21 protein-coding genes are annotated in these 24,895 nt (G+C 62.2%); 18 read left to right on the top strand and 3 right to left on the bottom strand.

Annotated elements, in window-relative coordinates:
* Nucleotides 1-101 precede the first annotated feature (101 nt).
* From MTR64_RS19370 to pobA, 16 genes are all read left to right on the top strand, one after another.
* On the top strand, nucleotides 102-1,259 hold the full coding sequence (locus MTR64_RS19370) for an alpha-hydroxy acid oxidase (RefSeq protein ID WP_243996186.1): 1,158 nt from the start codon (nucleotides 102-104) through the stop codon (nucleotides 1,257-1,259).
* 31 nt (nucleotides 1,260-1,290) lie between these two features.
* Nucleotides 1,291-1,995 (top strand): Crp/Fnr family transcriptional regulator, encoded by a 705-nt coding sequence (locus MTR64_RS19365; RefSeq protein ID WP_243996185.1) that lies wholly within the window; start codon nucleotides 1,291-1,293, stop codon nucleotides 1,993-1,995.
* Nucleotides 1,996-2,342: 347 nt separating this feature from the next.
* The gene (locus MTR64_RS19360) at nucleotides 2,343-3,896 is read left to right on the top strand and encodes an ISL3 family transposase (protein ID WP_243996184.1); all 1,554 of its coding nucleotides are present in this window, start codon (nucleotides 2,343-2,345) and stop codon (nucleotides 3,894-3,896) included.
* A gap of 70 nt (nucleotides 3,897-3,966) precedes the next feature.
* The gene (locus MTR64_RS19355; RefSeq protein ID WP_268741033.1) at nucleotides 3,967-4,137 is read left to right on the top strand and encodes a hypothetical protein; all 171 of its coding nucleotides are present in this window, start codon (nucleotides 3,967-3,969) and stop codon (nucleotides 4,135-4,137) included.
* A gap of 149 nt (nucleotides 4,138-4,286) precedes the next feature.
* Entirely contained in the window at nucleotides 4,287-5,171 is an 885-nt protein-coding gene (locus MTR64_RS19350; protein WP_243996183.1) for a LysR family transcriptional regulator, read from the top strand.
* A gap of 94 nt (nucleotides 5,172-5,265) precedes the next feature.
* The gene (locus MTR64_RS19345; RefSeq protein ID WP_243996182.1) at nucleotides 5,266-6,498 is read left to right on the top strand and encodes an amidohydrolase family protein; all 1,233 of its coding nucleotides are present in this window, start codon (nucleotides 5,266-5,268) and stop codon (nucleotides 6,496-6,498) included.
* A 3-nt stretch (nucleotides 6,499-6,501) separates the two neighbouring features.
* On the top strand, nucleotides 6,502-8,025 hold the full coding sequence (locus MTR64_RS19340) for a bifunctional 3-(3-hydroxy-phenyl)propionate/3-hydroxycinnamic acid hydroxylase (protein WP_243996181.1): 1,524 nt from the start codon (nucleotides 6,502-6,504) through the stop codon (nucleotides 8,023-8,025).
* Nucleotides 8,022-8,453, top strand: a complete 432-nt coding sequence (locus tag MTR64_RS19335) for a GlcG/HbpS family heme-binding protein (RefSeq protein WP_243996180.1) — start codon at nucleotides 8,022-8,024, stop codon at nucleotides 8,451-8,453. Before MTR64_RS19340 ends, MTR64_RS19335 begins: the two co-directional genes overlap by 4 nt.
* The gene (locus MTR64_RS19330; protein WP_243996179.1) at nucleotides 8,450-9,340 is read left to right on the top strand and encodes a VOC family protein; all 891 of its coding nucleotides are present in this window, start codon (nucleotides 8,450-8,452) and stop codon (nucleotides 9,338-9,340) included. Before MTR64_RS19335 ends, MTR64_RS19330 begins: the two co-directional genes overlap by 4 nt.
* 93 nt (nucleotides 9,341-9,433) lie before the next feature.
* Complete coding sequence (locus MTR64_RS19325) at nucleotides 9,434-10,267, top strand: fumarylacetoacetate hydrolase family protein (RefSeq protein ID WP_243996178.1); 834 nt, start codon at nucleotides 9,434-9,436, stop codon at nucleotides 10,265-10,267.
* Between the two features lie 56 nt (nucleotides 10,268-10,323).
* Nucleotides 10,324-12,672, top strand: coding sequence for a TonB-dependent receptor (locus MTR64_RS19320; RefSeq protein WP_243996177.1), 2,349 nt, complete (start codon nucleotides 10,324-10,326; stop codon nucleotides 12,670-12,672).
* Nucleotides 12,673-12,749: 77 nt separating this feature from the next.
* Complete coding sequence (locus MTR64_RS19315) at nucleotides 12,750-12,890, top strand: hypothetical protein (protein WP_243996176.1); 141 nt, start codon at nucleotides 12,750-12,752, stop codon at nucleotides 12,888-12,890.
* On the top strand, nucleotides 12,887-13,753 hold the full coding sequence (locus MTR64_RS19310) for an alpha/beta hydrolase (RefSeq protein WP_327194296.1): 867 nt from the start codon (nucleotides 12,887-12,889) through the stop codon (nucleotides 13,751-13,753). The genes MTR64_RS19315 and MTR64_RS19310 overlap by 4 nt, the downstream gene beginning before the upstream one ends.
* Before the next feature lie 8 nt (nucleotides 13,754-13,761).
* The gene (locus MTR64_RS19305; protein ID WP_243996175.1) at nucleotides 13,762-15,084 is read left to right on the top strand and encodes a family 1 glycosylhydrolase; all 1,323 of its coding nucleotides are present in this window, start codon (nucleotides 13,762-13,764) and stop codon (nucleotides 15,082-15,084) included.
* A gap of 142 nt (nucleotides 15,085-15,226) precedes the next feature.
* Nucleotides 15,227-18,598 carry a glycosyl hydrolase gene (locus MTR64_RS19300; protein ID WP_419144970.1) on the top strand — a complete coding sequence of 1,124 codons (3,372 nt, stop codon included), beginning with the start codon at nucleotides 15,227-15,229 and terminating at the stop codon, nucleotides 18,596-18,598.
* A gap of 198 nt (nucleotides 18,599-18,796) precedes the next feature.
* Nucleotides 18,797-19,966, top strand: a complete 1,170-nt coding sequence (gene pobA / locus MTR64_RS19295; protein ID WP_243996173.1) for a 4-hydroxybenzoate 3-monooxygenase — start codon at nucleotides 18,797-18,799, stop codon at nucleotides 19,964-19,966.
* Between the two features lie 91 nt (nucleotides 19,967-20,057).
* Here pobA and MTR64_RS19290 read toward each other — a convergent pair whose 3' ends face one another.
* Genes MTR64_RS19290 through ligK form a run of 3 tightly spaced genes read right to left on the bottom strand, consistent with a single transcriptional unit; the run spans nucleotide 20,058 to nucleotide 22,684 of the window.
* On the bottom strand, nucleotides 20,058-20,963 hold the full coding sequence (locus tag MTR64_RS19290) for an amidohydrolase family protein (RefSeq protein ID WP_243996172.1): 906 nt from the start codon (nucleotides 20,961-20,963) through the stop codon (nucleotides 20,058-20,060).
* Nucleotides 20,956-22,020, bottom strand: a complete 1,065-nt coding sequence (locus tag MTR64_RS19285) for a 4-oxalomesaconate tautomerase (RefSeq protein ID WP_243996171.1) — start codon at nucleotides 22,018-22,020, stop codon at nucleotides 20,956-20,958. Before MTR64_RS19285 ends, MTR64_RS19290 begins: the two co-directional genes overlap by 8 nt.
* On the bottom strand, nucleotides 22,013-22,684 hold the full coding sequence (gene ligK, locus MTR64_RS19280; RefSeq protein ID WP_243996170.1) for a 4-carboxy-4-hydroxy-2-oxoadipate aldolase/oxaloacetate decarboxylase: 672 nt from the start codon (nucleotides 22,682-22,684) through the stop codon (nucleotides 22,013-22,015). Before ligK ends, MTR64_RS19285 begins: the two co-directional genes overlap by 8 nt.
* 100 nt (nucleotides 22,685-22,784) lie before the next feature.
* Here ligK and MTR64_RS19275 point away from each other — a divergent pair, with 100 nt between their 5' ends.
* Both MTR64_RS19275 and MTR64_RS19270 read left to right on the top strand, forming a co-directional pair.
* On the top strand, nucleotides 22,785-23,978 hold the full coding sequence (locus MTR64_RS19275; RefSeq protein WP_243996169.1) for a LysR family transcriptional regulator: 1,194 nt from the start codon (nucleotides 22,785-22,787) through the stop codon (nucleotides 23,976-23,978).
* 306 nt (nucleotides 23,979-24,284) lie between these two features.
* On the top strand, nucleotides 24,285-24,884 hold the full coding sequence (locus MTR64_RS19270) for an NAD(P)-dependent oxidoreductase (protein ID WP_327194295.1): 600 nt from the start codon (nucleotides 24,285-24,287) through the stop codon (nucleotides 24,882-24,884).
* Nucleotides 24,885-24,895 lie beyond the last annotated feature (11 nt).

Raw genomic sequence — 24,895 nt, 5'->3', positions numbered from 1 at the left:
TCCACCCTCCTGGCATAGGCCGGGCTGCGCCGTTGCGCTGTCATCCAGGTGACAGCGCCAGCCGCGGATCGCGGTTAACTCCCGGAGCGGGAGAAAAGGCGATGACGATGAAGAAATGGCACAATATTTCGGGGCTGCGCGGTTCGGCAAAGGCGGCCTTGCCGCTGCCGGTGTTCGATTACATCGATGGCGGGGCGGAGGACGAACTGTCCCTTCATGATGCGACGCGGGCGTTCGATCGCTATGATATTATCCCGCGTATGCTGATGGATGTATCGCAGGTCAGCAGCCAGACGGAAATATTCGGCCGCCGCATCGAATTTCCGGTCATGCTGGCACCGACAGGGCTGACCCGGCTGTTTCACAAAGAGGCGGAGCTGGGGGTTGCCCGCGCGGCCACGGCGGCCGGCCTGCCCTATTGCCTGTCGACCCTGGGTACCACGACGATCGAGGATTTCGCCGATGCGGTGCCGGGCTCGAAACTGTTCCAGATCTACATCTTCAAGGATCGCGGTCTTACCGAGGAATTCGTGGAGCGCGCGCGCGCCTGCAAATACGACGGTCTGGTGTTGACCGCCGATACGCTTGTCGGCGGCAAGCGCGAGCGGGATCTGGCCAATGGCCTCAGCCTGCCGCCGCGGCTTACCATGCGCGGGTTCCTCGGCTTCGCTGCAAAGCCGCGCTGGTCTCTGCCCGCGCTGTTCGGGAGCAAGTTCGATTTCGTAAATGTCGCGCACCGGGTTGCCGCCATGTCGGCAGGCCCCACGACGCTGCAGGATTACGTTGCCGGTCAGTTCGACCGTACCGTGACCTGGAAGGACGTCGAATGGCTTGCGGGCAAGTGGGGTGGCCCGCTGGCAGTGAAGGGCATCCTTCATCCCGGTGACGCCGTCACGGCCCTGGAATCCGGAGCCGACACGGTAATGGTGTCCAACCATGGCGGGCGCCAGATCGATACCGCCGCCGCGCCGATCGACCAGATCGCCCCGATCGCCGACGCCGTTGGCGGGCGGATGAAGATCATTTGCGATGGCGGCATCCGGCGGGGATCGCACATCCTGAAGGCACTGGCCCTGGGCGCCGACGCCGTCTCGATCGGGCGTCCCTATCTCTACGGGCTGGCGGCGGCGGGCAGCACGGGCGTCTCACGTGCCATCGACATCCTGCGCGACGAATTTGATCGCTGCATGGTCCTTTCGGGTGCGACATGTCCTGACGATCTCAATCGTGAACTGGTGCGTCCACATATCGGAGCTTGATAAGACCGGGCGCCTGTTCGAAAGTCGCCCGATGACAGAGCGCTATGCCCTCTTTGACCTGATGCAGTGGCTGTCGGAGGACTGCCGGAAGGCTTTCGAGGCTGCGGCACGGATCGTAAGGATGCCGGCGGGCCGCATCATATACGCGCAATCCGATCCCGGCGACGAGATGTACCGGCTGCTTGCCGGTTCGGTTCGCCTGTCCGTCATCGGACCGGACGGTCGCGACTTGCTTTTCACGTTCTTTGGGCCCGGCGCGTGCTTTGGCACCAGCAGCCTCGTCGATGGCGAGTTGCGGCCACAAACCGCAGAAGCATTCGATTCGGTTGAATTGCAGGTGATCAGTCGTAGCGCGATCAGTGCCATTCGGCGGGATTATCCGGAAATGAACGATGCCTTACTAAGGCTCCTGTCGCGTCACATGCGGTTACTCAGTGACTATTTCGCAGGCGCTGCGCTGGATGACGTGGCCTTTCGGTTGGCACAGAGATTGGTGGACATCGGTGACACTTTCGGGGTGCCCCAATCCGGAAGAATCCCCCTTTCGCGCAAGATATCACAATCAGAGCTCGCATCGATGGTGGGCGCTGCGCGCCAGACCGTGAACAGGATACTGCAGGAATTTCAGCGAAAGGGCTGGGTTTCAATGGAGGCAGGTGGAATCGTGCTGACAAATTTTCCAGCACTGCGCGACGTCGCCCAAAAAGGAGCCCACTTGCGAGAATTTGGTTATTAAGGCTGTCTACAGTTTGCCGTGCTGGTGAATGTTTGCATAGCGCCCAGAGGGGGTGAAGATCAGCGTTCGACCCGTCAATTGTAAATCTCGGCCTTCGGGACGCCAAATTCAGAAATTGCGCATGCGTCCGGCCGTTGAGTACATCTCCTTACATGGTCATAGATTTCTCACAAAAAAGATCTTGAAGATGAAATTAGATGTAGTGAAGGCCTTGATTGATCTGATCCAGAGCTATGAGTGTTGATTTCCACTGAGAGTTGACCCGGGATTTCCATCGAGAAGTGGCTCTGACTCACATTTGCTGCTTTTGGGGGTAAGTTCCTCCGGCATCATTGGGAGGATCTGCCATGCATGGTCGATTTCAACGTGCGCGTCTGGCTCCGGAAGGCTTTGCGGTTGTATCAGTGCAAAGCGTCGGAGATGATTTCCAGATCATGCTCCGCTCACAGCGTAGTTCAGGTGATTGCCCGGATTGCGGGCGTCCAAGCCGACGGGTTCAGAGCCGGTATGTACGCCGGCCGTCGGATCTCCCACTTGCTGGGCGCCGCGTCGTTCTCACGATCCTGGCGCGCCGCTTTTGGTGTGACACCGTTATTTGCGGCCGCCGCATTTTCTGTGAGCAGTTCGATGCGGGCGTCCTGGCCCGATATGGCCGACGTACTCAGCGTCTTGAGACGATTGTGCACCACCTTGGGTTGGCGCTCGGTGGCAGACCTGGAGCCGAATTTGCCAGTCGCCTGATGATGCCCGTGAGCAAGGACACCCTGCTGCGGGTGGTACGGCGGCGCGCCGCCAATCGGCATGACGAGCTCCATGTCATTGGCATTGATGACTTCGCTTTCCGGCGTGGCCAGACCTACGGAACGATTGTTTGCGATCTGGAGCGGCGGAAGCCGGTCACCTTGTTGCCGGATCGGGCACTGGAGACGACGCGAGCCTGGCTTGCCAAACGTCCGTCGATATCGATTGTCGCCCGAGACCGGGGCGGAGGCTATGGTGAAGCGATCGCAAGAGGACTGCCTGCTGCCGAGCAAGTTGCCGATCGTTGGCATCTCATGGAAAACTCCAGCCGAGCGTTTCTGGACGCAGTCAGCAAATCCATGCGCCAGATCAGGCAGGCAGTCGGCAGCAATGTGGTCGACCCCAAACTTCTCACCTATGCCGAGAAACTGCAGTACGAAGGCTACGTCCGGCGGCAGGAAACCAACGAGGCAATCCAGCAATTGGCCAAGAGTGGCACGTCCATCCGGCAAATTGTCCGGCAGACAGGTCATAGCCGAAAGCTCGTTCGTGATGTTCTGCGCGGACAGCGACTGGACGTTTTCCGTACCCGGCCAAGCTCCTTGGACAGCTGGTTGCCGTGGTTGAACGAGCAATGGGTGGCCGGTGCCCGCAACGCTCTGGCACTTTGGCGTGAGATGCGTGCGGAAGGCTTTGTGGGCCAGAGTGGCGTTGTATCGCAGTGGGCGCAACGCCGTCGTCTCGCCGAGAAAGCCAATCAAAGCGGCCTTATGCGCACGCCTTCGGCGCGGGTTCTAGCACGTCTCATGACCTCAGCCCAGGAAGGACTGGCCAAATCCGAAGCAGTCCTGGTGGCGGTGATCGAAAACAACGTCCCTGAATTGGTCGCAGCGCGCAAAGCGATCGGTGACTTCCAATCCATGATCCGATCAAAGTCGGCCGCGAAGCTGGATGGCTGGGTCAAGAGTGCCAAGGGCAGCCTCGTCGCGTCCTTCGTCAATGGTGTTGAGAAGGACCTGGTTGCGGTCCGAAACGCAATCGTCTCACCATGGTCGAACGGCCAGACCGAAGGGCAGATTACGCGCCTCAAACTGATCAAGCGACAGATGTATGGGCGCGCGAAACTTGATCTGCTGCAGGCAAGAATGGTCGGCGCATGAGTATCGCCATCAGCAAATGTGAGTCAGAGCCCAGAGTTAACCCGCTCGGCTGCGTGCCAGCGGGACGGGCATGGTTATTGGGTTCGGCCGGGGAGGAGCGGCACTAGGCCCGATCGTCGCAGGCTTCCTTCTGGCAAATGGCGTGAGCCTGCCGTGGCTCGCAGGCATCATGGCATGTGGCTCACTCGCCGCTGCGGGAGCGCTGGCCGCGCTGCCCTATCGTGAGCAGATTGCTGACTAGGCGGCGTGGACGCCAGGTCAAAATACATCGGCCCAGGCCGGAAGGCGTGCGCTTCCGCCTGAATGTCCCGGGCGCTCCCGTACTTGCGCAGCCTGCCGGCAAGGCTCTAGTCGTCTTGGAGCAGGATGTCCCTGCCGGGTAGGAGTGCCATGATCGATCCTCGCGGCCTGCGGGTCTTCCTCGCCGTTTGTCGGGCCAACTCGATCACGGGCGGCGCCCGCCTTCTCAACATTTCGCAGCCATCGGTGTCCAATGCCATCGCGCAACTGGAACGAGCGGCGGGAGCCGTGCTTTTCGAGCGCTCGCGCAATGGGATTACGCTGACCCCCGCTGGCGAAGCGCTGCAGGTGCGGGCCGAGGCCATGGAGAACCTGCTGATCGACGCGGAGGCCCAGATGCGTCTGGCCGGTGCCCGGATCAGCGGTCCCTTGCGCATTGGCGGCACGCCTGGAGCGCTGGTCAGTCTGCTGCCGGCTTCCGTGGCGAAACTGGAAGATCGTATCGGGCAATTCGATCTGCGGGTTGTCGAAAGGCCCGATGCGGACCTGGGCGAGATGCTGCGCCGGGGTGAGATCGAACTGGCCTTCGTGACGACAGGGCTTGAAGCGCCACCCGACGATATGGAGGAACTGACTGCGTCACAGGACCCCTTTGCGCTTATTGTCGGCCCGGCAAACCATGATCTGCCGGGCGAGGTTTCGCTCAGGGATGTGGCCGGTATGCCCTGGGTTCTGCCCGAAGCGCGGGGGGCGTTTCGCCGTCAGGTGGATGCGCTGTTCATGGCCGCCGAAGTCGCCGTGCCGCAAGGCGCGATCCGGTGCGATTCGCTGCTGAGCACCAAGGCGATCGTCCGGGGCAGCAGGCGCATCACAGTGCTTCCGGTGCAGGTCGCATCAGCCGAATTGTCGATCGGTGTCCTGCGCGCTGTCGAAATCCGCGAAGCCAGATTTCAGCGCAGCATCGGCATTCGCAAGCTCAAGTCCGCGCGCCTCTCGGTGGTGGCAAAAGCGCTGCTGGAGGTGATTTTTGCATAGCCTATGGCTATGAACATAGAAAAATTCATTATTTTTCTTTGCCTGTGAATTGGCTCATACCCGGTTCAACAACGTAATGTCTGGGAGAGGCAAGATGAGCACCCTTATCCGGGATGTCCGGATATTTGACGGAACCGGGACGGCGGCCTTCGCGGGATCCGTTCTGGTCGATGGTGAGCGCATCGCCTCCATTTTCCCCGGCAGCGAAGATGATCTGCCAGCCGCGGATATAGTGATCGAAGGCATGGGCATGACGCTCATGCCAGGCATGGTCGATGCCCACACCCATCTGACGTGGGCCTCTTCGCTTGAGAAGATCTACCACCAGTTCATTTTGCCGCCCGAGGAACTGGAAGCCGCCGCCTGGCGCAATGCCCGGGTGCTGCTCGACCACGGTTTTACCAGTCTCTATTCAGCCGGCGCGCTGGGTGACCGGATAGAGCCTGATCTGACGGCGGCGATCGAGGCAGGGCAGACTCCCGGCCCTCGGCTTGTCCCGTCCACGCTGGAGCGCAGCCCGGAAGGGGCGGAGGGCGTGGAAACGGGCGATGTATTCAATGGGCGGGGCCCCGATGCAATGAAGGCCTTTGTCGCCTACTGCAAGGACGAGGGCGTCAAGTCGATCAAGCTCGTCGTTTCCGGCGAGGACGCCCTCAAGCCCGGCTCGGCAAAGGATGTTCTCTATACCCGTGATGAAATGATGGCAGCGGGTGAGGCGGCACGCGAAGCGGGTCTGTGGATCGCCTGTCACGTCTATTCGCCGGAAGCGATCGGTATGGCGCTCGATGCCGGCGCGCGAATTCTCTATCACGGCTCGTTCGCCGATGAGGCTGCCATCGAGCGCATGGCGGCCGAAAAGGACCACTTCTTCTACGCGCCGGGTCCGGGCGTTTCGGTCGCCGCTCTTGAAGCCAGCCCGCCGCCGCATGTCGACATGGCACACATGAAGGCGAGTGCGGCCGAACGCATGGAACGGGAAGGCAAGCTTGTTCCAGAGCTGAAGAAACGGGGCGTGCGTGTCCTGATCGGCGGCGACTATGGCTTTCCGTTCAATCCCCACGGCCGCAATTCGCGCGATCTGGAGCACTTCGTGAAGCATTTCGGTTTCACGCCGGCGGAGGCCTTGCAGGCCGCTACCCAGTATGGCGGCGAACTCATGGGCCTGGATGTCGGGCTGGTGCGCGAAGGCTATCTGGCCGACCTGCTGCTGGTTGATGGCGATCCGGCGCAGGATGTCTCGATCCTGCAGGACAAGGACCGCCTGAAGATGATCATGAAAGGCGGCGCGCTCTACAAGGCCCCGGCCGAAGCCGAGACGGCGGGCTGAGCCATGGATAGCGATGTCATCGTCATCGGTTGCGGCCCGGTGGGGGCACTGGCCGCCAACATGCTGGGGCGGGCGGGTCTTTCCGTGCTCGTTCTGGAAAAGGAACTGGAGCACTATCCGCTGCCGCGTGCGGTGCATCTCGACCACGAGATGATGCGGCTGTTCCAGACTGCCGGTGTGATTGACCGCGTGGAACCGGACATGATCGCCACCGACGGGCACCTGCACGTCGGGGCCGATCATGGCGTGATCCGCTACATGGGGACCGTGGGCAAGCCCCGCCCGTTTGGCTGGGCCAACGACTACTTCTTCTACCAGCCGGAACTCGAAGAGCACTTGCGCGAAGGCTTTGCCGGGCTGGACAGCGTCGAGCTCAAGACCGGTGCAACATTTACCGGCCTCGAACAGCACGGCGACAGGGTAGCGGTAACGTTCGAGGAAGGCGGAGAGGCAAGGACTCTCTGCGCACGCTGGGTTATCGCCTGTGACGGTTCGCGCAGCACGGTGCGCAAGGCACTGGCTGTTGCTCTCGACGACCTGCAGTTCGAAGAGCCGTGGCTCGTCGTCGATGCCGAAGTCGAGGGACCAGTCGCTTTCCCGCCGATCACCGGCGTGCCTGCGGATGCGGATCTGCAGCGGCTTTCGGTGATGATGTGCGATCCCGCACGCCCGGCCACGATCGTGCCGGGGCGCCGCGATCATCGCCGCTGGGAATTCATGCTTCTTCCGGGCGAGGACGATACCGAAATGATGCGGCCGGAACGGGTCGCTGAGCTGGTCGGTGCTTGGATGGCGGACGTGCCGCATCGCATTGTGCGGGCGGCCACCTACCGCTTCCATGGCCTTGTCGCCGAACAGTGGAAGGTCGGCAACGTGTTCCTTGCAGGCGATGCGGCGCACCAGACGCCGCCGTTTTTTGGGCAGGGGATGTGTCACGGTCTGCGCGACATCGCCAATCTGGCGTGGAAGATGGATGCGATCCAGAATGACGGGGCGGACCCGGCCATTCTGGAGACCTACCAGCCAGAACGTGATCCGCATGTACGCGCCGTGATCGGCGCGGCCGTCGATGCCGGACGCTACATTTGCGAACTGGACCCGGCAAAGGCAGCGGCACGCGATGCCGATATCCGCTCCAGGGCGAAGGACAAGGCCGGTGAAACCGCGCATGACCTGATCCCTGCCATTGCCACGGGAATAATCGCTGCGGGCACGAGCGGAGCGGGCGAACGCTTCGTGCAACCCGTCATGGAAGATGGCCGGAAGCTGGACGACGTTACCGGCCAGGGATGGCGGTTGTTCGTCCGGGATGACACTGTGGCAGGCGAAGCCGAAGGCGTGACGCGTGTAGTCGCGGCAACTCTGCCCGACCATGGCGCTGTTATGGGCTGGCTGAATGCGAACCGCGCCGATGCGGTTCTGGTGCGGCCCGATCATTATGTGTTCGGCACGGCAGCGGACAGCGCGGAGCATCTGCTTGCATCGCGGCTAACGATGCTGCGCGCCAATGCGGAGCAACCGGCATGAGCCTGACCCTAGAGCAGGCGCAGGCCATTGTGGCCGGTGCACTGGCCGAAGGCCGCAGCCGGGCCGCAAAGCCGCTGGCCGTGATCGTGCTCGATGCCGGTGCCCACCCCGTCGCCTTTGCACGGGAGGATGGCGCCAGCCTGTTCCGTTTCGACATCGCTCGCGCCAAGGCAGCCGGGGCACTTGGCATGGGCATGGATACGGCGGTGCTCGCCGAAAGAGCCAAAGGCAATCCCGTTTTCTTTCAAAGCGTGAGCGGTGCCGTCGGCGGCCAGATCGCCTTTTCGCCCGGCGGCGTGATCGTTCGTGATGCGGCAGGCTGCGTCACCGGTGCCGTAGGCATCAGCGGCGATACAGGCGAGTGCGACGCAGACTGCGCGCGCGCTGGCATCGTCTCGGCCGGTCTGGATCAGGAGAATGCAAAGTGAAGCTGCGCAGCATCGAACTGGCGCTGCCCGATCCGGCAGCAGCCGCCGCGTTCATGACCGAAGTCTGGGGCATGGCACCGTCCGAAGTGCGCGGCGATACGCATTACCTGCGGGGTTCGGGGCCGTTTCCCTATCTCGTTGCGTTCGAAAAATCGGACGAGGAATTCGTGCGCTCGACCACTTTCGTGTGCTCGGCCGGGGACCTTGCGGCGCTCAAGGAACGCGTCGGCCAGGCAGGTTGGCCCTGCTGTCCGGCGGCCAGCGAAGATCCGGGCGCTGGCGAGGGCATTCTGGTAGAGCTGCCGGAAGGCGTGATCCTGCGCTTTCTTGCCGGCAGCACCGAGGTGGCGCCCATCGAAGGGCGGGATCTGCCAGTCAGGCTGACGCATGTCGTGTTCAATGCCGCCGATGCCGAAGCTTGCGGCCATGCAGTCGAGGACGTGCTCGGCTTTAAGGTGTCGGACCGGACCAAGGGCATGGTCTTCGTGCGCTGCAATGACAGCCACCATTCGACCGCCTTTGCCCGTGCGGGGTTCACCAGTCTCAACCACATTGCCTTCGAGATGGAGGATATCGACGCCGTGATGCGCGGCATCGGGCGTCTGCGCGATCATGCCCATGCACCGGCCTGGGGACCGGGACGCCATGGGCCGGGGGCCAATGTCTATGCCTACTTTATCGCGCCCTATGGCCCGGTGATCGAATTCTCGACCGCCGTCGAGAAGGTGCCCGAGGACTACAAGGCCGGTGCTCCGGAGGACTGGACCTGGCCGCCCAACCGCATCGACCAGTGGGGCATATCGGACAAGGATTTCGACGGGTTACGGGTTGCGGAGGAACGCTTCCGCTTCCGCCGGCAATGGGCGCCGGCACCGCTTGAGGATTGACCGCCGGTCTCTGGTTCTGGCGCGGCCGCTTCGGCTCTTGCAAGCCGGACAGCATTCGCCGGGATCAGGCCGGGCAGGGGAGAAGACAGAAAAATGAGCAGATACATCAGTTTTGTAAGGCCTGACGGAACGTCGAGTTTCGGGCGTCTCGAAGGGGGAACGGTTCTCGATCTGGGCAAGCCGGGCACTTCGGCATGGCTCAAGGATTCATTGGACCGGGATCTCGGCGCTCTTGTCGTGACAGGCGAATTCGCCCGTGATGCCGTTACGCTCCTGCCGGTGGTGCCGAATGCAGGCAAGATCCTGTGCGTGGGGCTCAACTATGCCACGCATGTGGCCGAAACCGGCCGGGAGCAAAAGGAACACCCGGCGATCTTCACTCGCTGGGCCGACAGCCTTGTCGCAGACGGCGAACCCATGGTGCGGCCTCCGGAAAGCGAACGCTTCGACTACGAAGGCGAACTGGCCGTTATCATCGGCAAGGGCGGCCGCCGCATCGCGCCCGAGAAAGCCATGGAACACGTGGCAGGGTTCGCTCCGTTCAACGACGGGTCGATCCGTGACTGGCAGCGCCACAACATCCAGTTCACGCCGGGCAAGACCTGGCCCGGCACCGGTGGTTTTGGCCCGGCCATGATCCCGGCAAGCCTAGTCGCCGACCTGGCATCGCAGCGTGTCCAGACCCGTCTCAATGGGGAACTGGTGCAGGACCAGCCGGTCTCGGACATGATCTGGGATATCCCCACGGTGATTGCCTATTGTTCGACGTTCACGGAACTGCATCCGGGAGACGTGATCGCCTCGGGCACGCCGGGCGGCGTCGGCGACAAGCGCAAGCCGCCGCTTTACATGAAATCAGGCGATATCGTGGAAGTGTCGATCGGCGTCATCGGCACCCTCACCAACCCCATTACAGACGAAGAATAAGGAAGGCCTCGCGGGCTCACCCGCGGGAATAACAAGAATAATAGGGAGTTATAGGAATGAACGCGACCAAGTTCGTGCTCCTTGCGGGCATAGCGATCGGCACTCTCAGCACGCCTGCCCTGGCGCAGGATTCCGCTGCGGATGATGTGGCTTCGACGAGCGGCGACATCATTGTCACCGCCTCACGCCGGGCCGAGCGTTTGCAGGAGGTTCCCATCGCCGTTTCGGCGGTAACCGGGGACCAGCTTGCCAAGAGCGGCTTCCAGAAGCTGAACGACATTCAGTATCAGTTCTCGGGCGTGCAGTTCGGTTCCTCGCCCAACGATTCCGGATTCCGCCTGCGCGGCGTGGGTTCGGCTGGCGGTTTTTCCAGTTCTTCCGAACAGAATGTCGGCACCGTTGTCGACAACGTTGTCATCCCGTTCGGGAATCCGGTCAACTCGCTGGGTGACCTTGAACGCGTTGAGGTTCTCAAGGGGCCGCAGGGAACCCAGTTCGGCAAGAACGCATCTTCCGGTGTGATCAACATCACCACCAGGCGGCCTGATCCCACCATGCTGTCCGGCAAGGGCTTCGTCAGCTATGGCTCGCTCAACGAATGGAATGCCAATGGCAGCATCAACCTGCCGGTATCCGAAAACTCGGCGCTGGCCGTCTTCGGATTTTACCGGAAGATCGATGGCTTTCTCAAGAACGTCTATCGCGGCGAAAAGTGGGGCGGCGAGGAAAGCTATGGGGCCCGTGCCAAGTTCCTGCTGGAAGGCAGCGATGATTTCTCGATCTACCTGATCGGTGACTATTCGAAGATCGACCGCAAGGGGCCGGGGCAGTTGTGGACGCTCAACCGCCTGCCGGACTCGATTGCCTACAACCCGCTGATGCAGGCGCGCTTTGCCAATCTCAGCGCGTTGGGCGTTACACCGGGGTTTGCCAACGACAAGTCGGTCGAGGACTACGAGGGCTACACTTCGGAGCAGAACTACGGCGCGTCGGTCGAGATCAATCTCGGCCTTGGCGATTACAACCTGACCTCGGTCACGGCCTGGCGCCGCCTTGATGAAGGGCCGCAGCGTTTTGCCATCGATGCCACGAGTATGCCGGTCTTTACGGCACAACCGACGGGCGTCGATCAGACTTTCCTGTCTCAGGAACTGCGGATCAGCTCGCCTGCAGGAAGTGCTCTGGAATTCACCGGCGGTGTCTATGCTTCACGGCGCAAGGTTGGCGACGGCAACGATTTCAACCGCGCGCAACTCCGCCCGGCCTATCCGTTCGCCACGATTGACCTCGGCGGCCTGATGGCAACCCCGGTGATCGCTATCTCGGGTGGTCAGGGCAACACCCAGACCCGTTCGGATTCGCTGGCTGCATTCTTTGACGGCAAGTATCATCTGAATGACCGGCTCGCTGTCATTGGCGGGCTCCGTTACCAGTATGACTGGGTCAAGGCACAGTACTTCTCGATTATCGATCCGAACTATGCGCCCGCAACCGTGGAATTCGCATACGCCGTACCGGGCTTCGTCGTTCCCTATACCGCGGCGGATGAGTTGAAGGGCAGCACCAAGAAGGGATCTTGGTCAGGCCGTTTCGGCGGCGAGTTCAAGATCACGCCCGATGTCATGCTGTTCGGAACGATCGCTCGTGGCTATCTTGGGCCGACGGTCACATTCTCGGGCCTCACCGGGACCCGGACCAACGTGAAGCCGCAGACCGTTCGCGACATCACGGTCGGCATCAAGTCGCAGCTGTTCGATCGTGCTGTTACCTTCAACGCGAACGTCTTCTTCGACAAGTACAAGAACCTTCAGACCTCGGTGTTCAACGGTGTGGAATTCCTCACCGAAAACGCTGGGGGGTTCGATGCGAAAGGCTTCGAGATTGACGCTTCCTGGCGCGTTTCTCCGGAATTCTCGCTCAACGGCGGCTTCACTTATTCTGACACCAAGTTCACGAATTATGTGACGGCCTGTCCTGGTGTCGTGAAGAGCGGCTACACCTGCTACCTCGCCGATGACGGTGTTACTTCGCTGGTCCAGGCCAAGGGTGAACCGCTTTCCGGTGCTCCCAAGTACAGCGCCACTTTCGGCGCCGACTTGCGCCTGCCGGTTACCGATACCCTGCAGTTCGACTGGTCTGCGAATTTCTACTACCGCAGCCGTGTGCAGTATGCCGTTGCCGACGCCTATGCATACCAGAAGGGATACGGGACGATCGGGCTCAACGCCGGTATCGGCCACCCGGACGGCAACTGGAGGGTGGGTGTGTTCGCACGCAACCTTCTCGATCAGCGTTTCCATGCGGCGGTCATTTCGTTGCCCTTCGCGGATGCCGGCGGCTACGTGAACTGGATGACGCGCGAAGGCCGCCGCACGATCGGCGTTTCGGCCCAGATGCAGTTCTGACCGCAACCGGCCGGACTGTTACAGAACCGGTCCGGCCGGTACACGGGAATGCCTCATAGCGCATCGGGAGAGGTGGATTGACAGAGTCAGGCCGGCTGGCAGCGCTGGGCATCAAGCTCATCTACGGCGCAGTGTTGGGCTGCACGGTGACAACAGTCTCGCTGACCCGGCTTTTCGCTGTGCCGGGCGCTCGCGAGAGGATGGAGGCACAGTCGTGACACCTGAGGAATACAGGGCCGCAATCGCCGGGATGGGCCGCTCGCTAGGCCCGCAGGCCGTCGCGCAATGCCGTGCGCTGCTCGCCGGGGAACAGGAGCCTGTGGCCAACACCCTCGCGCCCGCTGCCTCTGATTGCGCCTATGGTAGCGACCCGCGCCATCGCCTCGATCTCTACTGGCAAGGGGCGGGCGGTCAGGGTGCGCGTCCTGTCGTCCTGTTCGTGCATGGCGGTGGTTTCGTGCTGGGAGACAAGGGCGGGGCGGGGGAGCACTGGCCCAATGCTCACATCGGGCGCTGGGCTGCCCGGTCCGGATGGCTTGGCGCGGTCATGAACTATCGCCTCGCGCCGGGCCATGTCTGGCCTGCGGGAAGCGAGGACGTGGCCCTGGCCGTCGCGTGGCTGCGGGCAAATGTGGCAGCCTATGGGGGTGATCCCGAGCGCATCGTGCTGCTGGGAACATCCGCGGGATCTGTGCATATCGCTGGCTATCTGCGCCTTTGCCCGGATCACGCCGCGCAGGTGCGGGCTGCGGCGATGCTGTCCGGCATCTACGGTTTTACTCCGCTCGCGGATCGCGATGAGCTTTATTACGGTTCGCAGGAATTCTACGCGGATCGTATGCCCCGTGAGGCGGTGGTGGAGACCGATCTGCCCTTGTTCCTGGCCTGCGCACGCTTCGATCCGCAGCGATTCCAGACTGAATGGGTGGAACTGATGCAGGCGCGTCTTGAGCGGCACGGCACCTTGCCCTGGGCGCATTACGCGAACTGGCACAATCATTATACGCTGGCGATGCACATCGGCACCAGGGATACGGCCCTTGCCGGCGCATTGCTCTCCTTTTTCGCTGAACACACCTGAGGTTTGCCATGGCCAGCTTTCCCTCTCTCGATCGCCGTACCCTGCTTGCCGCGAGCGCGATGCTGGGGGCTGCCCCGGCGATTGCACGGGACGGTAATAAGCCTTCCCGCGCCTTTCCGGAAGAGTTCCTTTGGGGAGCGGCGGCGGCTCCGCATCAGATCGAGGGCAACAATACCGCGTCCGACTTGTGGTTCATCGAGAACCAGCAGCCAACCATCTTCGCCGAGCCTTCGGGTGATGCCTGCAACAGCTTCGAGTTGTGGCGCACCGACCTTGCCCTTGCAAAGGGGCTTGGGCTGACAAGTTATCGTTTCGGCGTGGAGTGGGCCCGGGTCGAACCGGAAAAGGGCCTGTTTTCGCAGGCCATGCTCGATCACTACAAGGCAATTGTCTCGGCCTGCAACGAACTGGGCCTGAAACCGCTGGTCACGTTCAACCACTTTACCGCACCGCGCTGGTTCAGCGCGCAGGGCGGCTGGACCAACGCGGAAGCCCCGGCGCTTTTTGCGCGCTATTGCGACAAGGTGGCCCGCGCGATCGGTTCTGACATCGCGATGGCCATGACGCTCAATGAGCCGAATATTCTCCAGATCCTCAAGCCTATGTTGCCGCCGCAGGTGTGGGATTTGCAGCGCGCCACGCTTGATGCGGCGGCACGCCGTCTGGGCGTCGAAAAGTTCGTCTGTGCCAATGTGGCGGCCCGCGAGGATGTCGATGCGATCGCGGCAGGGCTGCTTGCCGGCCACAAGGCGGCGCGCGCGGCGATCAAGTCTGTCTGCCCGGATCTGCCCGTCGGTTTCACGCTCTCGGTCATCGATGATCAGGCCGCTGGCCCTCATTCCATGCGCGATGCCGTGCGAAGCGAAACATACGCCGCCTGGCTTGATCTCGCCAAGGCGGACGACTTCATCGGTGTGCAGAATTACGAACGCGCCGTTTGGGGCCCCGAAGGCCGCCTGCCCGCGCCCGCAGATGCCGAACGCAACTGGTCGGGGACCGAGGTCTGGGCGCCTTCGCTTGCGGGCGCTGTACGCTACGTGCACGCAGCCACCGGGGTGCCCATCCTTGTCTCCGAACATGGGGTGGGGACGGATGACGATGCCTTGCGGGCGCGTTTCATTCCCGCCGCCCTCGCCGGGCTCAAGAAGGCTATGGACGATGCCGTGCCCGTGCTTGGCTATGTGCACTGGTCGCTGCTCGACAATTTCGAGTGGATCTTTGGCTTCAAGCCCAAGTTCGGCCTGTGCAGTGTGGATCGCTCCACATTCGTCCGGACGCCCAAGCCCAGTGCGCGAGTCCTCGAAAGCATTGCGCGGCGCAACGCGTTGTAACGGGTGAGTGCAGCCGCGAGCGTGTCGAGGCAAATGCCCATATCACCGCCTTGACGGACAATACCCCCAGACGTTGGAAAGAGTGGCAAATATGAGAGGTCGAAATCACGGCATTTACAAGGCCATGCTGCTCGGGGCCGCAATGACTGCAATGCCTCTTCGCGCGGAGCCGCAGCCTTCCGCTGCCGGAGCAACCGCGTCCGCAGGCGCAGTGCCCCTTGAGCAGGAATTTCGCGATCCCCCCAATTCGGCGCGGCCCCGGGTCTGGTGGCACTGGATGAACGGCAATATCTCGAAGGACGGGATCGCCAAGGATATTGCCTGGATGAAGCGCGTCGGGATTGGCGGGCTGCAAACCTTCGATGCCAACCTGCAGACGCCGCAAGTGGTGGATCACCGGCTGGTCTACATGACGCCGGAATGGAAGGACGCGTTCCGCTTCGCCGTCCACGAGGCAGACAAGGCGGGTCTCGAAATGGCCATAGCCTCGTCTCCAGGCTGGTCGGAAACCGGCGGTCCCTGGGTGAAGCCGAAAGATGGTCTCAAGAAGCTGGTCTGGTCGGAAACGGCAGTTCCGGCCGGAAAACGCTTCAAGGCAAAGCTCGCGCCGCCGCCTGCAGTGACGGGTCCGTATCAGACTTTGGGGCCGCCGCTGTCGATCGAGGAAATGATCTCGGGTCATCCGGCGGCTGCCGGGCCTTCATATTTCGGGGATGCCGGGGTTTTTGCCTTTCCCGAAGCGGTCGAAACTGCTCATCCTTTGCCGCGTGCAAGCGATGGTCTTGGCAACGGGCTTGCGGCCGCATCGCTTTTCGATGCCGATCTTGAAAAGGGCGTGACGCTGGCGCGTCAGGACGGGAAAGCGCCGGAACTGAGACTGGACTATCGGCGGCCGGTGACTATTCGCTCGGCCACCGTGTTCGTTCCTGAAGTGATAGTGCCATTTGCGGGCGCCGCCTTCACGGGGGCGCTGGAATCGAGTGTGGACGGAACCAACTGGGCGCCGGTCGCATCGGTGGCGCTCGGTGCAGTGCCGACAACCGTCAGCTTTCCCGCAGTCACTGCATCCCACTTCCGGCTGATCCTCGCCCCGCGCAAACCTGACGGCGGCCTGGGGTCTCCCGCGCCGGGTGTGGCAATGGGCGGCCTGTTCGATGGCATTGGTGCCATGATGGCAAAAAAGCCGCTCGTCGTGGGCACTTTCGCGCTGGGCGAGGATGCGCGGATTGACCGTTTCGAGACCAAGTCCGGCTTCGCGATGAGCCGCGACTATTACGCCCTGCAGGAACCTTCTGATGGTGCAAAGGGCATAGCGCCGGGGGCGGTTGTCGATCTTACCGGGAAGTTGCAGGCCGACGGTACGCTTGACTGGCAGGCTCCGCCCCTGCCGAAGGGGCAGCGCTGGCGTGTATTGCGGATGGGCTATTCACTGCTCGGTACGACCAACCATCCGGCCCCCGCAGAGGCAACCGGACTTGAAGTCGACAAGTTCGACGGCGATGCCGTGCGGCGCTACCTCGATCATTATCTTGCCATGTACAAGGAGGCCGCAGGGCCAGGCATGATCGGCAAGCGCGGCGTCCAGGCGTTGCTTACGGATTCCATTGAGGTTGGCGAAGCGAACTGGACGCCCAGAATGCTGGAGCAGTTCCAGCGCTTGCGCGGGTACGACCCACGGCCCTGGCTTCCTGCCTTGACCGGGGTGCTGGTCGGGACCAGGACTCAGTCTGACAGGTTCCTTTACGACTATCGCCGCACTCTGGCCGATCTGCTCGCCAGTGAGCACTACGGGACAATTGCGCGAGTGGCGCATGAGAACGGTCTCAAGGTCTATGGCGAAGCGCTGGAAGACAAGCGCCCGATGCTGGGCGACGACATGGCGATGCGCAGCCATACCGACGTTCCGATGGCGGCGATGTGGACGTTCGGCGACGAAGGTCCGCGCCAGACGCTGATCGCGGACATGAAGGGCGCGGCTTCGGTTGCGCATCTCTATGGTCAGAACCTCGTCGCGGCTGAATCGATGACCTCTGCGATGGCGCCCTGGGCTTTTGCGCCGAAGGACCTGAAGCACGTTATCGACATGGAGTTCGTGAACGGGATCAACCGCCCGGTTATTCATACCTCGGTCCACGTTCCGGTTGACGACAAGAAGCCCGGCCTCTCGCTGTTCATCTTTGGCCAGTATTTCAATCGCATGGAGAGCTGGGCGGAAATGGCCCGCCCCTGGGTGGACTACATGGCGCGCAGCTCGCTCCTCCTGCAATCGGGGCGGAATGTTGCCGACGTCGCCTATTTCTATGGCGAGGAGGCGCCGCTGACCGGGCTCTATGGAGACAAGGCAGTGGCCGGCGCGCCGGTGACACATGCCTATGACTTCCTCAACTACGATGCCCTGACAGGTCTGCTTGCAAATGACGGGCGCGATGTCGTTTCGCCAGGCGGGGCGCGTTATAGCGCGATCTACCTGGGAGGTTCGAGCCATTACATGACGCTTGGCGCGCTCAGGAAGCTCGCCGGTCTTGTTGAAGGCGGCGCAACGGTGATCGGCAAGGCGCCGGTTTCCACGCCCAGCCAGATGGCTGCAGAGGCAGGCGAAAGCGGCGAATGGCTGGCGCTGGTTGCCAGGCTGTGGCCCGGCGGACCTGAAGCGCAAGTGGGGAAGGGGCGCGTGATCGCCAGCGGCGATATCGAAGCTGCGCTTGAAAAGGCTGGTGTCCGGCCGGACTTCCGCTTTACCGGGGGCAGTGAGGGGGCGAACATTCCGTTCGTTCATCGCCGCGGCGCCAAGGGCGATATCTATTACCTCGTGAACCAGCAGAACACGCCCCAGACGATTGAGGCGCATTTCCGTGTTGCAGGCCAGAAACCTGAACTGTGGCACGCCGAAACGGGCGCAACCGAACCGGTCAGCTATCAGATGGGCAACGGCGAGACAGTGGTGCCTCTCGCCCTGCAGCCGGGCGAGGCGGTATTCGTCGTTTTCCGCGAGAAGACCGATACGACGCGTCTGGTCTTGCCGGCAAAAGCCGAAAAGGCGCTTGCTCACCTGGATGCCAACTGGACGGTCCAGTTCCAGAAAGGACGCGGCGCGCCTGAAGCGATCCACCTCGATCACCTGACACCGCTTGAGAAGAACGGTCTGGACGGCGTGAAGTACTTCTCCGGCATTGCAACCTATTCCAGGACGTTCGCGCTGCCGAAGGGTACGAAGCCGGGTTCGGCACTGTGGCTTGATCTTGGCGTGGTGGGAGATTTGGCGCAGGTTTCGGTCAATGGCCGGGACGTCGGCACGGTCTGGCACGCCCCCTACCGGCTCAACATCGGCGGCGCCTTGCGCAAAGGTACCAATTCAGTCGAAATCCGCGTCGCCAATACATGGGTCAATCGCCTGATCGGCGATGCGCAGGAAGGCGCCGAGAAGGTGACCTGGACAGCAATGCCGACTTACCGGGCTGATGCGCCATTGCGGCCGTCAGGCCTTATCGGCCCTGTAACGATGGTCGGTGAATAACTGAAAGAAACATCAAGGTTATAGCCGAGGGTGTCTTTCACCTCGGCTATAACCAAAGAATTTTTGGCGTGTTTTGCCCTTGGGAGGCCCATTCAGACAAAGAATTTTATCCTAAACTTATAGGGGGTGGTTGCTTTCGATTGGCGGCTCGCCGAACGCTGATCCATCTCCTGATGACTTCCGCTGGAGAGAATGCACATGAAAGTTCAGGCCGCCATTATTGGTGCCGGACCAGCAGGCCTGATGCTCGGGCATTTGCTTCGCGCCGAAGGGATCGACTGCGTCGTTCTTGAGCGCCAGACCGGTGACTATGTCCTTTCACGAATTCGCGCCGGGGTACTGGAGCAGGTTACGGTCGGACTGATGGAACGGCTGGGCCTTGATGCGCGAATGAAGGCGGAAGGGCTTCCGCATGACGGTTTCAACCTGGCCGATGGCGAACGCCTGATCCACATCGACATCAAGGCGCTGACCGGCACGGAAGTCATGGTCTACGGCCAGACCGAACTGACCCGTGACCTGATGGAGGCGAGCGCCGGTCGCGGACTGGAAGTGATCTACGAGGCGGCCGATGTCGCGCTGCACGACATTGAGAGCGACGCGCCCTTTGTCACCTATCGCAAGGGCGGCACGCAGCACCGGATCGACGCCCGTATCATCGTGGGCTGCGACGGCTTCCATGGTCCTTCGCGCCAGGCGATCCCGGCTTCGGCCGGCCAGGGGTATGAGCGGGTCTATCCGTTCGGCTGGCTTGGCATCCTCGCCGATGTGCCGCCCTGCAACCATGAGCTGATCTATGCCAATCACGAGCGGGGCTTTGCATTGGCCTCCATGCGCTCGCACACGCGCAGCCGTTACTACATCGACGTTCCATTGACCGAGAAGGTCGAGGACTGGTCTGACGAGCGGATATGGGACGAATTGGCGATGCGTCTTGGTCCCGATGCCGCGGCGCATATTGTGCGCGGGCCTTCGATCGAAAAGTCGATCGCACCGCTGCGTTCGTTCGTGTTCGAGCCAATGCGCCATGGCAGCCTGCTGCTTTGCGGTGATGCTGCGCATATCGTGCCGCCCACCGGTGCCAAGGGGCTGAACCTGGCGGCAAGCGACGTGTACTATGCCGCGGAAGCCTTGATTGGCCTATTCAGGGCGGGCGACGGCGATGCCGTGCCGGCCTATTCGGGCAAGGCGCTTTCACGCGTGTGGAAGTCCGAGCGCTTCAGCTGGTCGCTAACCAAGCTCATGCACCGTTTCCCCGGGCACGGGCCGTTTGAGCGGCGGATGCAGGTGGCTGAACTCGACTATATCGCCACCAGTGAGGCTGCGCAGCGCAGCATTGCTGAAAATTATGTTGGCCTGCCGGTCTGAACCCACCCTCCCAAGACTGGACCGGCCAAACAGGAAGGGGTGGTTGCCTAGAGGCAATCACCCCTTTTTCCCGCACTGAACTGCCGGAAAATCAGAGCTCTTCAGGCCAGTAAAGCCGCATTGGGTTGGTCACCAGCATCTTTTCCTGCAAGGCCGCGCTTGGCGCAATGCGGGGGATCATGTCGACTATGTGGCCATCGTCGGCGATCTCGTCCTGCATGTTGGGATGAGGCCAGTCGGTGCCCCAGATCACCCGGTCCTGGTAGTCGGCCACAAGCGGTGCGACAGCCGCCGCGAAATTGTCCCAGGGGGCACCCATGCCGCCTTCCTTGACGGCGTCCAGACGCTCGGGGCAGGTGGCCTTGAACCAGATATCCTCGCGGGAATCGAGCAGGCGCCGGAACGCCATCATGTCTTTGCCGTCCGGTCCCTGACGCACGTCGGGGCGGCCCATGTGGTCGATGACGAGCGGGACAGGAATGGCGTCCATGAAGGGGCGCAATTCCTCAAGGATGTCGGCCTCGAAGTAGATCACGACGTGCCAGCTTTCAGGCAAGCGCGCCGTGACATCGAGGAACTTGTCCTTCGGGGCGTCATCGACGAGCCGTTTGAGAAAGTTGAAGCGAATGCCGCGGATGCCGGCGTCATGGAGTGCGGCCAGTCCGGCTTCGTCGACAGCAGGATCGACCACGGCCACACCGCGGGCCCGCTTAAATCCATCAGGGCCTTCGGACTTCGCAATGGCATCGAGCGTGGCTGCATTGTCGGTGCCGTGGCAGCTGGCCTGCACGATCACATTGCGGGAAAAGCCCAGGTGATCGCGCAGTGCAAACAGCTGGTCCGGCCCGGCGTCTTCGGGGAGATACTTGGCCTTGGCGCTGAACGGGAACCGAGCCATTGGCCCGAACACGTGGCAATGCGCGTCCACCGCGCCCGCAGGCGGCGTGTAAGCAGGCTTGCTGGGGGCACTATGCCAGGAAATGATACGGTCAGACATAGACGGTTCCGTCCATAATCTTGCGCGCGGTGCGCAGCAGGGCCGCGCTGGCCACTGCGCCACTGTCGTCAATTTCAAGCACGCACCTCATTTCCCCGGTCGGGTGCTCGACGGAGAGAGTCTTGCGCTCACCGGCCGGGATCGTCGCAACTTCGGCGGCGGGCGTTCCCTCGATCAGTGCGGCAGTGGCTACCGTCACGACGGCCAGAACGCCGACCGTCGCGTGGGCGCGATGCGGGATGAAGCTGCGGGTGTTGATCGCGCCGCCGTTTGCCGGAGGCGAAACAAGGAACATCTTGGGGACCGATTTTTCGGTGACGTCGCCCAGGTTCATCCGTTCGCCCACGGCCAGGCGGATGGCCTCGATCTTTTCCTTGAGCACGGTGTCCGCATCGAGTTCCTCGCGGCTCTCGTAGCCGGTGATGCCCAGGTCCGAGGCCTTCATCACGGCACAGGGCATACCATTGTCGATCAGCGTGACCTTGATGCCATTCACCTCGTCCACCGCGTTGCCGGTTGGCAGCAGCGAGCCGCACATCGAACCTGCGGTATCGCGAAACGCGATGGGGACGGGGGCGTGGGCTCCGGGGACACCGTCGATCGCGGCATCACCCTCGTAAGTGACCCTGCCGCCCGGCGTCTGCACCGTGGCTACCGAGACTTGGCCCGTGTTGACCATGTAAATCATCACTTTGGTCTCGCCGTCCGCCGGCTCTACCAGCCCGCGCTCAATGGCAAAGGGGGCGACGCCAGCCAGGATGTTGCCGCAATTCTGGGCGTCCGAGACAAGCGCCTGATCCACGAAGACCTGGAAGAAGTGATATTCGACATCCACGCCCGCGCGGTCGGAATGGCTGATCACGGCAACTTTGCTGGTCAACGGATCCGCCCCGCCCATGCCGTCGATCTGGCGCGGATCGGGCGAGCCCATGACCCGCAGCAGGAAGGCGTCGCGCGCGGCCGGATCTGCAGGCAGGTCTTCCTTGAGGAAATAGGCCCCCTTGGATGTTCCCCCGCGCATCCACATGACCGGCGCGCTGGAGAGCACGTCAGACATATTTGAGGCCTTCCTTTTCGAGGCGCTCGCGCATCTTGTACATATCGAGGCCAAGGACGCCGGCGGCGAGCTTTTCGCGCTTCTCCCCTTCGTTGGCTTCCCGTGCACGCGCCTTTTCGAGCACCTCGGCCGCCTTTTCACGCGGCACACAGACGACGCCGTCGTCATCGGCGACAATCACGTCCCCCGGATTTACGGCGCAGTTTGCGCAAACGACCGGCACGTTGACCGATCCGAGCGTGTTCTTGACCGTGCCCTGCGCATAGATCGCCTTGGACCAGACGGGAAAGCCCATCTCGGTGAGGTCGCGGACATCGCGCACACCGGCGTCGATAACCAGACCGCGGCAGCCGCGCGCCATGGCGCTGGTGGCCAGCAAGTCACCGAAATAGCCGTCCTCGCAAGGGGAGGTGGGAGCGAGCAGGAGAATGTCGCCTTCCTTGAGCTGTTCGATGGCGACATGGACCATCCAGTTGTCGCCGGGGGGCGAACTGATCGTCACGGCCGAACCGGCAATCCGGGCACCGGAATAGATCGGCCGCATGTAGCTGGCGAGAAGACCGGTTCGTCCCTGAGCCTCATGCACGGTAGCAACACCGCAGGCACCGAGCCCGTCGATGACGGCTGGATCAGCCCGTTCGATGTTCTGTACGACGATACCCATGTTTCGTGCTCCAACTTCTCTTCCCTCACATGGTCAACCTTGCCGGTGAGCGGAAAGAGAAACTTTGGCGATGCTATAGGTTTTCGCTAAGAGTGATTGAATGGAGATATGGCAGTTCAATTTACGCCACCTCAAGGCTGCGGCGAAAATCGTGGAGCTGGGGACGGTAAATGCAGCAGCAGATGCCGTGAATCTCAGTCAGCCAGCGATAACGCAGGCACTGGGAAGGCTGGAGAAGCAACTGGGGGTAATCCTGTTTGAACGCCGTTTTGACGGGATGGTGCCGACAGAGGCCGCCATATTGCTGGCCCCGCGCATTGATGCGGCGATGGGTCAGCTGAACGGTTCACACGTCACCATGTCACGCCTCCGCGCGCTCCTGACGCTTGCGGATCAGGGCAGCTACGCGGGGGCCAGTCAGATGTCAGGCCTTTCGCTTCCGTCGATCCACCGTGCTGTTGCGGACCTGTCGACGGCGATGCGGCGCAAGCTGGTGGAACGGCGCGGGAAGATCGTTGCACTGACCGAGGCCGGTTACGCCGTTGTCCGTGCCTTCCGTTTGGCGCGGGTCGAATTGGAAATGGGCCTGTCAGAGGTCGAGGCTCTCAAAGGGCGCGAAACGCGCAGCATCGCCGTTGGTGCCATGCCGCTGTCACGGGCGCGGGTTCTGCCGGGGGCCGTGGCGCGTTTTATCCGCAATCATCCGAAGGTTCGCTTGCGGATTGCCGAAGGCTCCCGCGCGGAATTGCTGGAGCCATTGCGGCAGGGGGTGCTCGATCTCATGATAGGCGCCTTGCGGGACCCCTTGATGGAAGAGGACCTGATTCAGACCGCGCTGTTTGAAGACCTTCCCGCCATCTACGGGCGTGCCGGCCATCCGCTGGCCGGAAAGGCTCCGTCTGCGGAAGACCTGGCCCGGTATGACTGGGTTGTGCCCCAGCGCGGCGCGCCCCTGCGCGACAGCTTCGAGCGCTTCTTCGAGCGGGCCGGTTCCGCTCTGCCATTGGTGCCAATTGAATCCGGCTCGGTCATGATGGTACGTCAGTTGTTGATGGACAGCGACTTTCTGACGCTGCTCTCGCCCGATCAGGTTGCCGTGGAAATGGAAGCTGGCTGGCTGGTCCAGTTGGCGCGGTTGCCGCCAGGACTGGGGCGAACCATCGGCATGACGTGGCGCGCCTCATGGCGGCCAACCGCGGTGCAGCGGGATTTCATTGATGATTTGTGCGCTGCTAGCGAAGTTGTGCCGGGCTTCAAGCACGCAAACTTATCGCACATTCGCTCTATGAACTAAGCAATTTGCGGGCCTGGCGGGTTTAAGAGATTAACCTGATCTTATGCCCCTCGGGCAGTTCCGATTGGCGGTTGAGCCTGTGGGGGTGCACCTCGCTGGCCATGATGGAATTGGCGCAGATCGGTTTTGGTGAGGCGGGCTCCACATTCGCATCTGCGGGTGACTGGAAATCTGCCGCGCGGGCGTTCGACATCAATCCTGCCCGTGGCAGAGTCATGGCGGAACTCGGCGTGACGGTCTGCAGCAGCGCTGGACGTTGCCGAGCAGGCTGCATCCTGCATCGCGAAGGGGGCGCTATTCTGCGACATGAATTCGGTCGCTCCGGGCACCAAGCGTGCTGCTGCAGAGGTAATAGATGCGGCTGGCGGGCGCTATGTCGATGTTGCGGTGATGGCGCCCGTGCGGCCCAAATGCATGGATGTTCCGCTGCTGATTTCAGGTCCGCACGCTGAAGCCGGGCGCGAGGCGCTGGCCGGTCTGGGCTTCACGGCATCGCGCGCCGTGGGCGATGAGGTGGGGCGTGCTTCGACCATCAAGATGCTGCGTTCGGTGATGTACAAGGGAGTCGAAGCGCTGACCGCCGAATGCCTGATTGCCTGCGAGCGGGCGGGTGTGACCGAAGAGGTCCTTTCGAGCTTCGGCAACGACTGGGCGACCGGTGCGGACTACCGGTTCGACCGGATGCTCGTCCACGGCCTGCGGCGCGCGGCTGAGCTGCGCGAGGCCGGCAAGACGCTGGAAGGACTTGGGCTGCCGCCTGCCATGAGCAGCGGCACTGCCGACTGGCAGCAGCGTCTAGGAAGTCTGGAGATTTCACCCGTGCCCGAGGGACTGCCCGCAAAGCTTACCGCCATTGCCGCTTCGGATGCTTTCTGTTCCCCGTCAGCGCCAATGGCACAGATTTGAGGTTGTGATTT

Source organism: Novosphingobium album (ex Hu et al. 2023), from assembly GCF_022832385.1.
In the GTDB taxonomy this organism is placed as follows: Bacteria; Pseudomonadota; Alphaproteobacteria; order Sphingomonadales; family Sphingomonadaceae; genus Novosphingobium; species Novosphingobium album.
The sequence above is the reverse complement of the archived record's forward strand: the minus strand, read 5'-3'. Positions and strand labels throughout refer to the sequence as shown.